Source organism: Halolamina sp. C58 (assembly GCF_051195095.1).
Classification (GTDB): domain Archaea; phylum Halobacteriota; class Halobacteria; order Halobacteriales; family Haloferacaceae; genus Halolamina.
In genome coordinates, this window is sequence record NZ_JBNTJY010000001.1 from 1,310,435 (window position 1) to 1,322,707 (window position 12,273).

11 protein-coding genes are annotated in these 12,273 nt (G+C 68.9%); 7 read left to right on the forward strand and 4 right to left on the reverse strand.

Annotated elements, in window-relative coordinates; genetic code table 11:
• The first annotated feature begins 19 nt into the window (after positions 1-19).
• Positions 20-1,945, forward strand: coding sequence for a threonine--tRNA ligase (gene thrS / locus ACQUSM_RS06925; protein WP_435117081.1), 1,926 nt, complete (start codon positions 20-22; stop codon positions 1,943-1,945).
• A 122-nt stretch (positions 1,946-2,067) separates the two neighbouring features.
• Here thrS and ACQUSM_RS06930 read toward each other — a convergent pair whose 3' ends face one another.
• Positions 2,068-2,895: a hypothetical protein gene (locus ACQUSM_RS06930; RefSeq protein ID WP_435117083.1), complete on the reverse strand. Its 828-nt coding sequence runs from the start codon at positions 2,893-2,895 to the stop codon at positions 2,068-2,070.
• Between the two features lie 147 nt (positions 2,896-3,042).
• Between ACQUSM_RS06930 and ACQUSM_RS06935 the strand changes: the two genes are divergently transcribed.
• The 4 genes from ACQUSM_RS06935 to ACQUSM_RS06950 are packed head-to-tail and all read left to right on the forward strand — an operon-like array spanning position 3,043 to position 7,458.
• Entirely contained in the window at positions 3,043-4,326 is a 1,284-nt protein-coding gene (locus ACQUSM_RS06935) for an ABC transporter substrate-binding protein (RefSeq protein WP_435117085.1), read from the forward strand.
• Between the two features lie 21 nt (positions 4,327-4,347).
• Complete coding sequence (locus ACQUSM_RS06940; RefSeq protein WP_435117087.1) at positions 4,348-5,391, forward strand: carbohydrate ABC transporter permease; 1,044 nt, start codon at positions 4,348-4,350, stop codon at positions 5,389-5,391.
• The gene (locus ACQUSM_RS06945) at positions 5,388-6,290 is read left to right on the forward strand and encodes a carbohydrate ABC transporter permease (RefSeq protein WP_435117089.1); all 903 of its coding nucleotides are present in this window, start codon (positions 5,388-5,390) and stop codon (positions 6,288-6,290) included. The genes ACQUSM_RS06940 and ACQUSM_RS06945 overlap by 4 nt, the downstream gene beginning before the upstream one ends.
• 19 nt (positions 6,291-6,309) lie before the next feature.
• Positions 6,310-7,458 (forward strand): ABC transporter ATP-binding protein, encoded by a 1,149-nt coding sequence (locus tag ACQUSM_RS06950; RefSeq protein ID WP_435117091.1) that lies wholly within the window; start codon positions 6,310-6,312, stop codon positions 7,456-7,458.
• Here ACQUSM_RS06950 and ACQUSM_RS06955 read toward each other — a convergent pair.
• Together ACQUSM_RS06955 and ACQUSM_RS06960 are read right to left on the reverse strand one after the other, a co-directional pair.
• Entirely contained in the window at positions 7,455-7,901 is a 447-nt protein-coding gene (locus ACQUSM_RS06955; protein ID WP_435117093.1) for a universal stress protein, read from the reverse strand. The two genes, ACQUSM_RS06950 and ACQUSM_RS06955, sit on opposite strands and share 4 nt — an antisense overlap.
• Entirely contained in the window at positions 7,898-8,980 is a 1,083-nt protein-coding gene (locus ACQUSM_RS06960) for a Gfo/Idh/MocA family protein (RefSeq protein ID WP_435118302.1), read from the reverse strand. Before ACQUSM_RS06960 ends, ACQUSM_RS06955 begins: the two co-directional genes overlap by 4 nt.
• A gap of 233 nt (positions 8,981-9,213) precedes the next feature.
• On the opposite strand from ACQUSM_RS06960, the gene ACQUSM_RS06965 reads away from it, so the two are divergent.
• Positions 9,214-10,173, forward strand: a complete 960-nt coding sequence (locus tag ACQUSM_RS06965) for an ROK family protein (protein ID WP_435117095.1) — start codon at positions 9,214-9,216, stop codon at positions 10,171-10,173.
• Here ACQUSM_RS06965 and trmB read toward each other — a convergent pair.
• Positions 10,170-11,204 carry an HTH-type sugar sensing transcriptional regulator TrmB gene (gene trmB / locus ACQUSM_RS06970; RefSeq protein WP_435117097.1) on the reverse strand — a complete coding sequence of 345 codons (1,035 nt, stop codon included), beginning with the start codon at positions 11,202-11,204 and terminating at the stop codon, positions 10,170-10,172. The two genes, ACQUSM_RS06965 and trmB, sit on opposite strands and share 4 nt — an antisense overlap.
• A gap of 130 nt (positions 11,205-11,334) precedes the next feature.
• Here trmB and ACQUSM_RS06975 point away from each other — a divergent pair, with 130 nt between their 5' ends.
• On the forward strand, positions 11,335-12,246 hold the full coding sequence (locus ACQUSM_RS06975) for a dihydrodipicolinate synthase family protein (RefSeq protein ID WP_435117099.1): 912 nt from the start codon (positions 11,335-11,337) through the stop codon (positions 12,244-12,246).
• Positions 12,247-12,273: the final 27 nt, after the last annotated feature.

Genomic DNA, 12,273 nt, shown 5'->3' on the forward strand with positions numbered 1-12,273 from the left:
GCGCCCAGTTGCGTGGCGTATGAGCGAGATCACGGTCGTGCTGCCGGACGGCTCGGAGCTCTCCGTGCCGGAGGACGCCACGGTGGAGGACGCCGCCTACGAGATCGGCCCGGGACTGGGCGAGGACACCGTCGCGGGCGTCGTCGACGGCGAACTCGTCGCGAAGGAGGACGGGCTCCACGACGGCGCACAGCTCGAGATCGTCACCGACCAGTCCGACGAGTACCTCGACGTGTTGCGCCACTCCGCGGCCCACGTGTTCGCACAGGCGCTCCAGCGCATCCACCCCGAGGCGAAACTCACCATCGGCCCGCCGACGGAGGACGGGTTCTACTACGACGTCGCGAACGTCGACCTCGATGAGGCCGACCTCGACGCCATCGAGGCCGAGATGACGGATATCGTCGAGGCGGACTACGAGATCGAGCGCCTCGAACGCTCCCGCGAGGACGCGTTCGAGCAGTACGCGGACAACCGCTTCAAGCGCGAGATCCTCGAGGAGGAGGCCGCCGGACAGGATTCGGTCAGCTTCTACCGGCAGGACGACTGGGAGGATCTCTGTCAGGGCCCCCACGTCGACTCCACCGGGGAGATCGGCGCCGTCGAACTGCTCAACATCTCCTCGGCGTACTGGCGCGGCGACGAGAACAACGAGACGCTGACCCGCGTGTACGGGACGGCGTTCGAGTCCGAGTCCGATCTGGAGGAGTTCCTCCAGATGCGCGAGGAGGCCAAGGAGCGCGACCACCGCCGCATCGGACAGGAGATGGACCTGTTCTCCGTGCCCGACGTGACGGGGCCGGGGCTGCCGCTGTACCACCCTGCGGGGAAGACGATCCTGCAGGAGCTCGAGAACTACGTCAACGAGCTCAACCGCGACGCGGGCTACGAGCAGGTCGAGACGCCCCACCTGTTCCGGACGGAGCTCTGGAAGCAGTCGGGCCACTACGACAACTACCGCGACGACATGTTCCTCCTCGACGTGAACGACGAGGAGTACGGGCTGAAGCCGATGAACTGCCCGGGCCACGCCACCATCTTCGACCAGTCCTCGTGGTCCTACCGGGACCTGCCCATCCGCTACTTCGAGAACGGGAAGGTGTACCGCAAGGAGCAGCGCGGCGAGCTCTCGGGGCTCTCCCGGACGTGGGCGTTCACCATCGACGACGGCCACCTGTTCGTCAAACCGGAAGACATCGAGCGGGAGGTCCGGGAGATCATGGAGCTCATCTTCGAGCTCATCGGCCACTTCGACCTCGAAGTCGAGGTCGACCTCGCGACTCGGCCCGAGAAGTCCGTCGGCGGCGACGAGATCTGGGAAAGCGCCGAGGAACAGCTCCGGGAGGTGCTCGAGTCCGGCGGCTACGACTACGGGATCGAGGCCGGCGACGGCGCGTTCTACGGCCCGAAGATCGACTTCTCCTTCCGCGACGCGCTCGGGCGATCGTGGGACGGCCCGACGGTCCAACTCGACTTCAACATGCCCGAGCGGTTCGACCTCACCTACACGGGCGAGGACAACGAGGAGCACCGCCCCGTGATGATCCACCGCGCGCTGTACGGCTCCTACGAGCGCATCTTCATGGTGCTGATCGAGCACTTCGACGGCCAGTTCCCGCTGTGGCTCGCGCCCGAGCAGGTGCGCATCCTGCCCGTCTCCGACGACGCGCTGGGGTACGCCCACCGCGTGAAAAACGAGCTCGACGGGTTCCGCGTCGAGGTGGAGGACCGCGACTGGACGGTGGGCCGGAAGATCCGGCAGGCCCACGACGACCGGCTGCCGTACATGATCATCGTCGGCAGCGACGAGGAGGAGGCCGGCACCATCTCGGTCCGGGACCGCTTCGAGCGCGAGGCCGACGGCGTCGATCCCGCGGCGTTCCGCGAGCACCTCGAGAGCGAGCGCGACGAGAAGCGCATCGAGCCGGACTTCCTCGACGAGTAGTTACCCCGGGAGGAAGTCACGAACCCCGCGAGCGTGCCGCGGAGCAGGAGGGTGGCGAGGAGGATCGCGACCCAGTTCCGACCGCCCCGAGCGCGTGACGACGTGAGTCCGTTCGACGCCAGCTACTGGTCCGCCCGCTCGTACACCGCGACGTACGGGTCGGCCTCGTCATCGTCCGGACATCGATCGGTCCGTTCGACCGGGAAGCGCTCGCCGTCGGCGTTCTCGGTGTTGAGGTTGATCGCCGCCCCGTACGTTCGCTCCCCGAACCCGAACACGTGCTCGCCGTACTGGTTATCGACCCTGAGGTAGGCGCGGACTGGGTGGGGCTCCGCCTCGGGCCGCTCGATTCGGTACGCGCTCCAGTTCCCGGCAGCACACGCCTCGTAGCTCGGTATGTCGACGCGCTGTGGGAACGGGCCGGGGTTGCTGACGACGACCTCGCCGACCTGTGCGCTGGCTTGTCGCTCACCGGTGCTGGTGATCTCGACGGCCTGCTGGGTCCGGATTTCGTACGCGAGCCCGCCGGCGACGACGTCGACCGCCAGAACGATCACGGCGAGGACGGCGACGACCGCGAACAGCTGCTTTGCGCGCGACGGGGAGACGAACCGACTGCGGTCGTCGATCCGGGTCCGGAGCCCGAACAGGGCCAACGCCAGTCCGAGCAACGAGAGCACGAGCACCGCCGTCCCGGCGCGGAACGTGCTCGTGAGATACAGCAGCAACGCGACCGCCGAGATCACGACGACGGCATAGCCGAGCAGGGTGAGCTGATCGTCGTTCGTCACCTGCGTGACGGCGAAGACGCCCGCCAGGAAGGCGACGACCAGCGCCAGCTTCGACACCGGTGAGTACGGGAACTGGGTGTCGACGACGAAGATGACGACGGCGATGGTGCTGATCGCCGCGGCGGCGGCGTTGAACAGCGTCTCGGAGTCGACGCGCATGGGATCGACAGAGACGCTCCGGGAACTAATACGTGCGGTCGAACCGAGGACTGCGTTCGGCGACGCTCACTCACGGCCAACGTCGACAGTCGGTCCGTGAGGGCCGACCACAAGATTTACTCGTAAGTGTGTATACGTTCGTCACATATGTCCTCGGACACGAACGGAGAGGGGTTTTCCCGGCGTACAGTGCTCGCGTCCGCGGCTGCGGTGGGCGCGACCGGACTGGCTGGCTGTAGCAGCCTCACCGGCAGCGGCGGTGGCGGGGAGAACCCGATCGAACTGCTCCACGCGTGGTCCTCGGGCGACGGCAACGCCGCGATCGCGGCGCTGATCGAGGGGTTCCAGGAGGCCCACCCCGACGTGGAGTTCGCCGAGGAGCCGGTCAACGGCGCCGCGCGGGGCAACCTCGACCAGGTTGTCTCCAACCGGCTGCAGGCCAACGACCCGCCGAGCACGTTCCAGACGTGGCCGGGGGCGACGCTCACGAAGTTCGGCGACGCCTACGCAAGCATCGAGGAGGACGTCTGGACCGACGAGGTGGAGGAGAACTACCTCGAGGGGCCCAAACAGCAGGCCCAGCTCGACGGCACGTACGTGACGGTGCCGCTCAACATCCACCGCATCAACAACCTGTTCTACAACACGGCGGTGCTCGAGGAGGCCGGCGTCGACCCCGAGTCGCTCTCCTCGCCCGCGGACGTGGTCGAGGCGTGTGCGGCCGTTTCCGAGAACACCGACGCGGTGCCGTTCGCCCAGCAGACCAGCGGCCCGTGGTCGACGATCCAGCTCTGGGAGACGGCACTGCTCGCGCAGGCCGGCGTCGACGGCTACACCGCGTTCACCGAGGGTGACGGCGACGTGGAGCAGGTCCGTGCGGCGCTCGAACACGTGGTCGAACTCAGCGAGTACTACCCCAGCGACGCCTCCTCGATCAGCTTCACGGAGGCGAACACGATGGTGATGGAGGGCGACGCCGCCTTCATCCACCAGGGCGACTGGGCCGCGGGGGCTTACAGCGGCGACGACGAGTTCAACTACGGTGAGGACTGGGGGCAGGTCACCTACCCCGGCTCCGAGGGGAGCTACCTGCTCAACATGGACTCGTTCCCGTACTTCGACAACAACCCCTCGCCGGAGGCGACGAAGACGTTCCTCAGCTACTGTGCCAGCACGGAGGGGCAGGTGCTGTTCAACCGCGAGAAGGGGTCGATCCCGCCGCGGAAGGACGCCGACGTGTCCGAGCTCAACACGTTCCAGCAGGACCAGTACGAGGACTTCACGGGCGCGGACAGCCAGCCGCCGTCGATCCAGCACGGGCTGGCGGTGTCGCCCCAGATCAAGACGAACATCACCAGTGCTTTCAGCGGCTTCCTCGAAGACTACGACGCCGACGCCACCGCCGAGGCGCTCGTCGGCGCGTTCGAGTAACGGCCCCCTGGGAGCACAGGTATGCGTGACCCGATAGCCACACTTCGTAACCGCTCGTCCGACAGCGACGCGCGAACCGACGGCGGCGAGACTCGCTCGGAGCGCTCGCTGCTCGCGCGGGACTCGGTGCGGTCGGCGCCGTTCTGGCTGCCGCCGTTCCTGCTCGTCGGACTGTTCGTGTACGGCGCCGTCGTCTGGAACTTCCTGCTCTCGCTGACCGACTTCTCCGGCATCGGCGAGCCCGACTACACGGATCTGGACGTCGAGAACTACCTCGTCGCGTTCGCCGACCCGATCGACGGCCTGCTGTCGACGGTCGGGCTCGGCGGCGAGGTGAACGGAGCCACGCCGGCGTGGTCGGAGCTCACCGTCGAACCCGTCTGGAACTCGCTGGGCAACACGGTCGCCCTGATGGTCGGGTTCGCGGCGGTCTGTCTCGCGCTCGGCCTGCTGCTCGCGATCCTGGTCGACCGCGGGATCCGCTTCGAGAACACGTTCCGGACGATCTACCTGCTGCCGATGAGCCTCTCGTTCGTCGTCACGGCGAAGTTCTGGCTCTACATGTACAACCCGGATACCGGAGTGATCAACATCGCCCTCGGCGTGTTCGGAATCGGCCCGGTGCAGATCGTCCAGAACCCGGACCTCAAGCTCGCGGCGGTCGCGTTCGCGTTGATCTGGCAGTTCAGCGGCTACGCGATGATCGTCTACCTCGCCGCGCTGCGGGGGATCCCGTCGAGCCACTTCGAGGCCGCCCGCGTCGACGGCGCGAGCACGGTGAAGATGTACTGGCGGGTGATCATCCCCCAGCTCCGGACCGCGACCGTGAGCGCGCTCGTGGTCATCACCGTGTTCGCGCTGAAGGCGTTCGACTTCCTGTTCTCGATGTACGGCGGCTACCAGCCCGGCCCGTCGGCGGACATCCTCGCGACGCGGATGGTCAGGGAGGCGTACGCCAACCAGAACTGGGCGTACGGGTCGACGATCGCGGTGATCCTGTTCGTGATGGCGCTCTGTATCGTCGCGCCGTACGTCTACTCGCAGTACCGACGGGGTGAGCTATGAGCACCAGCGAGGAGGGCCGGGCGCGGCTGAAGCGGACCGCCCTCTACGCGGTTCTCGTTGGGATGGCCGGGTTCTACCTGCTCCCGATCCTGACGGGGCTGTTCACCTCGATCACCAGCCCCGAGAGCTACACCGGGCAGGCGCCGTTCCTCCCGCCGCTGGAGCCGCTGATTCCGGAGACGGGGTCGTTCTCGCTGGCGCCGTGGGGGAACGCGTTCGACGGGCTCGCCCGCGGGCTGGCGAACAGCTTCATCCTCGTGATTCCCGCGACGATCCTCTCGGGGCTGTTCGGCAGCATGGCCGCCTACGGGCTGACCAACGTCGACTGGCGCGGGCAGGTCGGGATATACGCGCTGTTCGTGGCGGGGATCTTCATCCCGTACCAGGCGGTGCTGGTGCCGCTGACGCAGTTCTGGTACAACGTCGTGCCGCTGCAGTCGCTGTTCGCGCCGTTCACGGTGCTGCCGCTGGTACAGGAGTACCACTGGAAGCTGGTGGCGCTGATCGTCACCCACACGGCGTACGGCATCCCGATCTGTACGCTGCTGTTCCGGGCCCACTACAAGAAGCTCTCCACGGAGATGATCGAGGCGGCCCGGCTCGACGGCGCCTCGGTGTCGACGATCTACCGGCGGATCGTGCTGCCGCTGTCGGTGCCGATGTTCGCGGTGGTGTTCATCTACCAGTTCACCCAGATCTGGAACGACCTCCTCTTTGCCCTGACGATCGTCCAGTTCGGCGACGCGTCGGTGGTCACACAGGAGCTGGTCGGGATCGGGGTGTCGCAGGCGGGGACGAACTTCCCGCTGCGGATGGCCGCGGCGCTTTTGGCGGCGCTGCCGACGCTCGTGGTGTACGTCCTGTTCGGCGACAAGTTCGCCGAGGGGGTGACCACATGAGGTTCAGAGGTGATCTACGATGGCAGAACTAACGCTCGACTCGGTAACGAAGGTGTTCAACGAGGGGGGAAGCGACGAGATCGTCGCCGTCGACGACGTGACGATGGGGATCGAGGACGGGGAGTTCCTCGTGCTCGTCGGCCCGTCGGGCTGCGGGAAGTCGACGACCCTGCGCATGATCGCCGGGCTGGAGACCGTCACCGACGGCGAGATCCGGCTGGGCGGGCGCGCGATCAACGACACGGCGCCCGCGGATCGGGACATCGCGATGGTGTTCCAGTCCTACGCGCTGTACCCCCACATGACCGTCCGGGAGAACATGAGCTTCGGGCTGGAGGAGTCGACCGACATGCCCGACGACGAGATCCGCGCGACGGTCGAGGACGCGGCCTCGATGATGGGCATCGAGGAGCTGCTCGACCGCAAACCCTCGGAGCTCTCCGGCGGCCAGCAGCAGCGCGTCGCGCTCGGCCGCGCGATCGTGCGCGACCCGGCGGCGTTCCTGATGGACGAGCCGCTGTCGAACCTCGACGCCAAGCTTCGGGCGACGATGCGTACCGAACTCCAGCGCATTCAGGACGATCTCGGCGTGACGACGGTGTACGTCACCCACGACCAGACCGAGGCGATGACGATGGGCGACCGCATCGCCGTGCTCGACGACGGCGTGCTCCAGCAGGTGGGGACGCCGCTGGAGTGCTACCACACGCCCGCCAACCGCTTCGTCGCGGGGTTCATCGGCGAGCCGTCGATGAACTTCTTCCCGACGACCCGCGAGGGCGACGCGCTCGAGAACGAGCGGTTCACCTACCCGCTCCCGGACGCCGTGGGTGAGACGCTTGGCGACGCGACGAACGTGACCCTCGGCGTGCGCCCGGAGGACGTCGAGTTCGCGGACGGTACCGACACGCTCGGCCCGCACGACTTCGAGTGCGTCGTCGACGTGGTCGAGCCCGTCGGGGAGTCGAACAACGTCTACCTCCGCTTCGCGGACGCCCCGGACGGGGAGACGTTCATCGCGACGATCAGCGGGATGCGCACCGTCGCCTCGGGCGACCGCGTGGTCGCGACCATCCCGCCGGAAGCGATCCACCTGTTCGACGACCGGACCGGCGAGGCGCTCAAGAACCGCTCGCTCGACGACGTCGAGGGCGTGACGCCGACCTAAGGCGCCCTGACGTACGTCACCGGACAGGGCGCGTTCGAGAGGATCTTCTGGGCCGTCGAGCCGAACACCGCCTTCCCCGCCGCCGAGCGCCCGCGCCCGCCGACGATCAGCATGTCGGCGTCGACTCGCTCCGCGAGTTCGAGCACTTCGTCGCTCGTGTCGCCGACGGCGCCGTGGGACTCGTACTCGATGCCCGCCTCGGCGAGCATCGCGCCGACCTCGCGGATCGTCACGTGCCGCGTCGCCACGGCGTCGGGCGTCACCTCGGCGTCGGGGCCGAACTCGAGTTGGTCTTTCACCCGCTCGTACCCCGCCTCGGAGAAGACATGGACGAGCCGGACGGTCGCGCCGGCGGGGCCCGCCACGTCGATCGCTGTCTGTGCGACCGACTCCGTCCGCTCGGCCTCGTCGCTGACCGCGACGACCACCGTGTCGAGGCTCACGCGACCGTCACCTCCTCGCCGATTTCGGCGCTCGTCTGAACGGCGTCCAACACTCGCTGAACCGCGAGGCCGTCGTCGAAGTCGGGGGCGTACTCCCCGCCGTCAGCGACAGCCGAGAGAAACGCCTGATTCTCGTGGACGAACGTGTGCTCCCAGCCGAGCACGTGGCCGGGCGGCCACCAGTGGTCGAGATAGGGGTCGTCTTCCTCGGTGACGAGCACGGTCTCGAAGCCGCGGTTGCCCGGCCGGAACAGTTCGAGCTCGTTGAGGCGTTCGAGCGAGAAGCGGATCGCGCCCTCGGTCCCCTCGATCTCGATCGTGTGGTCGTTCTTCCGCCCGACGGCGACGCGGGAGGCTTCCAGCGTGCCGGCGGCGCCGTTCGCGAACCGCACCTGCGCGCTGTAGGCGTCGTCGACGGTCACCGGCTCGGTCCCCTCGCCGTCGGCCGCGGGGCGCTCGTCGACGAACGTGGTCGTCTGCCCGCTCACGCGCTCGATATCGCCGACGAGGAAGCGCGCGAGATCGACCGTGTGCGCGCCGAGGTCGCCCAGCGCGCCGCTGCCGGCCCGCTCGGCGTCGGTCCGCCAGCTCGCCGGCGCCTCGGGATCGACCAGCCAGTCCTGCAGGTAGCGCCCACGGAGCTGCCTGATCTCCCCGAGTTCGCCCGCGTCGATCAGCCGTTTGGCGTACTGGATCGCCGGGACGTAGCGGTAGTTGAAGCCGACCGCCGCGCGGGCGTCCGCGTCGCTCGCGGCCGCCGCCATGCGTTCGGCGTCTTCGAGCGCCGGCGCCATGGGTTTCTCACAGAGCACCGCCGTCCCCGCTTCCAGCGCCGCGATCGTCGGCTCGGGGTGGACGTGGTTCGGCCCGAGGTTGTAGAAGGCGTCCACCTCGTCGACCACCTCGCGCCAGTCCGTCGCCGTTCGGGCGAATCCGAGCCTGTCGGCCGCCTCGCCGAGTGCGGCCTCGTCGCGGCCGATCAGTACGTCGCGCTCGACTGCCGGCGCGTCCGGGGCGAACATCGGCAGCCGCGCGAGCGCGTTCGCGTGGGCCTTCCCCATGAAGCCGTACCCCAGCATCCCGACCGAGAGCGGTTCGCTCACGGTCGTCCCCCCCGGGCCGCCCCGCGCTGCGCTCCCTCCGACCGCCCGTCGGCGACCGGAAGCCGTCCGGGATCCGCCCCGTTAGTGGCTATGACTGTCACACCACACGGTCACGACCGACGCGTAAGAAATTTACTTACCTTCGAATCAATAGTTCACAGGATGCGCTGGCACCGAGTCCGGACGGTCACGCCGCGGGCGGTGGACGGATGACCGCGTGGTACGCCGCGGTCGATCTCGGTGCGAGCAACATCAAGGCGGTCGTCGGCGACGGGGACGGCACCGTCGTCAGCCGGGCGCGGCGGCGGACCCCTCGCGGCCCGGACGGTGACGCGGTCGTCGACGCGATGGTCGCCGCGACCCGGGCAGCGCTCGACGACGCCGGCGTCGCGCCGACGGAGATCCGCCGCTGTGGCGTCGGCTCGATCGGTCCGCTGGACAAGGCCGCCGGCGAACTCGGCCGCTCGGCCAACCTCGGGCCGAACGTCGACCGCGTCCCGCTCGCCGACCCGCTCGGCGAGCTGCTCGACGCGGAAGTGACCGTGATCAACGACGCCAACGCGGGGGTGATCGGCGAACGCTTCTACGCCGATCGGAGCCCCGACGACATGGCCTACCTCACGATCTCCTCGGGGATCGGCGCCGGCGTCGCCGTCGACGGCCGCGTGCTCTCGGGCTGGGACGGCAACGCCGCGGAGGTCGGTCACGACACGCTCGAAGTCGGCGGGATCACCTGCGGCTGCGGCGCCGAGGGCCACTGGGAGGCGTACTGCTCGGGGAAGAACATCCCCCGGCACGCGCGGTACGTCCACGAGACCGAGGGCGTCCCGACCGAGCTTCCGCTGGACGAGATCGACGCCAAGGACGTGTTCGACGCCGCCGACGAGGACCCCCTCGCCGAGCGAGTGATCGAGCGCGTGCAGGCGTTCAACGCCGCCGGGATCGCCGATCTGGTCCACGCGTACGCCCCGCTGGTGGTGTACGTCGGCGGCGCCGTCGCGCGGAACAACCCCGAACTGGTCGTCGATCCGGTCCGTGAACGCCTCCCGGAGCTGGTGATGACGAACGTGCCGGAGCTCCGGCTCACGTCGCTGGGCGACGAGGCGGTCGTCCGCGGCGCGCTCGCGGCCGCGATCACCGCGACCGACCGCTCGCAGCTCCGCCCCTAGGCGCGCTCGATCGTGATCTCGTGGGCCTCGACGTCCTCCAGCGCCGCGACGCGGCCGCCGACGCGGACCAGTCCGTCGCCGGTGTCGAGCGTGAGCGACGCGATCGACTCCTCGTCGTTGCGCGTCGTGTCGACGACCTCGCCCGCCACCTCCCTCGGTTCGCCCGTGAGCACGTCACGCCCCTCGACGGTCGCCCGGAGCGGCCCGTCGAGCGCCTCGACCTCCTCGACGCAGCGCCGGAGCGACGCGTACCGGCGGGGGAGGCTTCGGTCGGGCGTGGTCGCCAGCGTCTCGCCGGAGGCCCACAGCACCGTCGAGGTGAACCCCGAGACGAGGAAGCCCAGTTCCGAGCGGTTGAACACCACGCCGTAGCGCTCCTCCCCCCGGCTGACAGCCTCGCGGGTCGCGTACAGCGAGAACTGCCCGTCGCCGACCGCCGCGACCGGCGTGGTGACCCCGCGGCGCGAGCGCGCCGTCGTCGCGACCGCGGTGTAGTCGTACGTCTCGGGGTCTGGCACCTCGGCGGCCGGGGAGACCAGCAGCTCGATCGTGACGCCGGCCTCGCGTTTGGCACGGAGCGCGTCTTCGAACTCGGCCAGCAGGTCGGGGGTCAGCGACAGCAGCAGTTCGAACTCCGCGGAGTCGATCACCTCCCGCAGGTAGCGCTCGATCGTCGCGGGCGACTTGATCAGCGTGACGGCCTCGGCGTCCCGCGCCGGCGCGGTGTAGCGCTGTTCGAGGCCGCTCACGAGTTCGTCGAGCGACGAGCGAACGCCGCCGAACGCCTCCTCCGGCTCGATCGCGAGCACCTGCATCGGCCGGGACTCTTGGAGCTCCACGAACCCGTGATCGGCGAGGCTCCGCACCGTGTCGTACACGCGGGGCTGGGGAATGTCGGTCCGCTCGGCGATCTCGGTCGCGGTGAGCCGGCCGTGTTCGAGCACGGCCAGATACGCCTCGATCTCGTACTCGCCGAAGTCGAACGTCTCCCCGACCCGCTCAAGCGCCGTGCGCAGGTCGTCGTCGTGCATACTCCCCCCGAGTTACGCCGCTCACATAAACACCGCCAGTCGATCCCGCACGGCGACGCCGGAAAACGTTCACTCGCGTCCGAATACTCGTCCCGGTAGGTCCAAGGGGTGCCGGCTCCTGTCGCCGGGCATGCCCGCACCCGCCCCCGGCGCGGCCGACCCGCTCTCGCTCCACGGCGTCGTCCCGCCGACCGTGACCGCGTTCGACGCCGACGGCGAACTGGACGCCGAAACCACCGCCGCCCACGCTCGCTTCGTCGTCGACCGCGGCGTCCACGGCGTGTTCCCCCTCGGAACGAACGGCGAGTTCGCGCTGCTCGGCCCCGAGGAACGCGACGAAGTCGTCCGAGTGGTCGTCGACGAGGTGGGCGAGGAGGTGCCGGTGATCGCCGGCGTGGGCGAGCCCGCGACCCGCCGGACCGTCGAGCGTGCGGAGGCAGCAGAGGCGGCGGGCGCCGACGGCGTGGTCGTCGTCACGCCGTACTACTACCCGCTCGACGGCGACGCCGCGGTCGAGCACTACCGGACGGTCTGTGCCGCGGTCGACTGCCCGGTGTACGTCTACCACATCCCCTCGAAGACGGGGAACGACCTGAGCCTCGGGACGCTCGACGAGCTCGCGGCGATCGACAACCTCGCCGGCCTGAAGGACTCCTCGAAGGACGTGCCGTGGCTCGGGCAGGCCGTCGCGGCCCACGACGAGCTCACCTTCCTCGCGGGGTCAGACTCGCTGCTGAAACCGGGGCTGGACCTCGGCTGTACCGGAATGGTGTCGGCGGTCGCGAACGCGTTCCCCGAACTGGTCGTCGAGCTGTACGAGGCGTACGACGCCGGCGACCGTGAGCGCGCCGCGGAGCTACAGGAACGCGTGTACGAGGTTCGGTCGGCGATCAAGCGCGGGCCGTACATGGCCGGCGTGAAGGAGGCGCTCTCGATCCGCGGGTTCGACGCCGGGCCGCTGCGCTCGCCGCTGCGACGGATGGACGCTGAGGAGGGCGAGGCGCTGCGGGCGGATCTCGAGGAGCTCGGGCTGGTGGAGTAATTTTTTACTACTCGTGTAGTAATCGTC

Coding starts and splice junctions, on each gene's coding strand:
- thrS (WP_435117081.1), top strand. CDS start 20: ATGAGCGAGATCACGGTCGTGCTGCCGGACGGCTCGGAGCTCTCCGTG.
- ACQUSM_RS06930 (WP_435117083.1), bottom strand. CDS start 2,895: ATGCGCGTCGACTCCGAGACGCTGTTCAACGCCGCCGCCGCGGCGATC.
- ACQUSM_RS06935 (WP_435117085.1), top strand. CDS start 3,043: ATGTCCTCGGACACGAACGGAGAGGGGTTTTCCCGGCGTACAGTGCTC.
- ACQUSM_RS06940 (WP_435117087.1), top strand. CDS start 4,348: ATGCGTGACCCGATAGCCACACTTCGTAACCGCTCGTCCGACAGCGAC.
- ACQUSM_RS06945 (WP_435117089.1), top strand. CDS start 5,388: ATGAGCACCAGCGAGGAGGGCCGGGCGCGGCTGAAGCGGACCGCCCTC.
- ACQUSM_RS06950 (WP_435117091.1), top strand. CDS start 6,310: ATGGCAGAACTAACGCTCGACTCGGTAACGAAGGTGTTCAACGAGGGG.
- ACQUSM_RS06960 (WP_435118302.1), bottom strand. CDS start 8,980: ATGCTGGGGTACGGCTTCATGGGGAAGGCCCACGCGAACGCGCTCGCG.
- ACQUSM_RS06965 (WP_435117095.1), top strand. CDS start 9,214: ATGACCGCGTGGTACGCCGCGGTCGATCTCGGTGCGAGCAACATCAAG.
- trmB (WP_435117097.1), bottom strand. CDS start 11,204: ATGCACGACGACGACCTGCGCACGGCGCTTGAGCGGGTCGGGGAGACG.
- ACQUSM_RS06975 (WP_435117099.1), top strand. CDS start 11,335: ATGCCCGCACCCGCCCCCGGCGCGGCCGACCCGCTCTCGCTCCACGGC.